At 76.8% G+C, this 534-nt stretch carries 1 protein-coding gene; it reads left to right on the top strand.

Annotation, left to right across the window (positions count from 1 at the left end; all coding sequences use genetic code 11):
• A partial coding sequence (locus AC2W7A_RS13300; RefSeq protein ID WP_485991753.1) for an O-methyltransferase occupies positions 1 to 512 on the top strand: 512 nt, incomplete at its 5' end.
• Positions 513 to 534: the final 22 nt, after the last annotated feature.

Below are 534 nucleotides of genomic sequence, written 5' to 3'. Positions count from 1 at the left end.
CCGCCCTGCTCACCGTCCTGGCCGCCACCCGCTCCGCCTCGGCCGTGGTGGAGGTCGGCACGGGTGCCGGCGTGTCCGGCCTCGCCCCTGATGGCGGGGGCTGCCCCGCACACGCCGTGCTCACCACCCTGGACTCCGACGGCGACGCCCAGCGCGCCGCCCGCGAGGCGTTCGGCGAGGCCCGGCTGCCGACCCAGCGCACACGCATGATCACCGGACGCTCCCGCACGGTGCTCCCCCGCCTCAGCAAGGGCTCCTATGACATGGTCGTGCTCGACGGGGACCCGGCCTCCCTGCCCTTCGACGTGGAGCAGGCTGGCCGCATGCTGCGTCCCGGCGGACTCCTCGTGGTCGTCGACGCCCTCGACCACGACCGTGTCCCCAAGCCGGCCGTGCGGGAGCCCGCGACCGTCACCGCCCGGCAGGTCGAGCGCGCGCTGCGGGAGGACGAGGCCTGGTCCTCGGCGCTCGTGACCACCGGCACCGGCGTCCTGCTCGCCGTCCGACGCTGAGCCCACGCCGCCGGCCCGGCGG

The sequence above is a fragment of the Micrococcus sp. LASM2_SD2 genome (assembly GCF_057364565.1).
The sequence above is the reverse complement of the archived record's forward strand: the minus strand, read 5'-3'. Positions and strand labels throughout refer to the sequence as shown.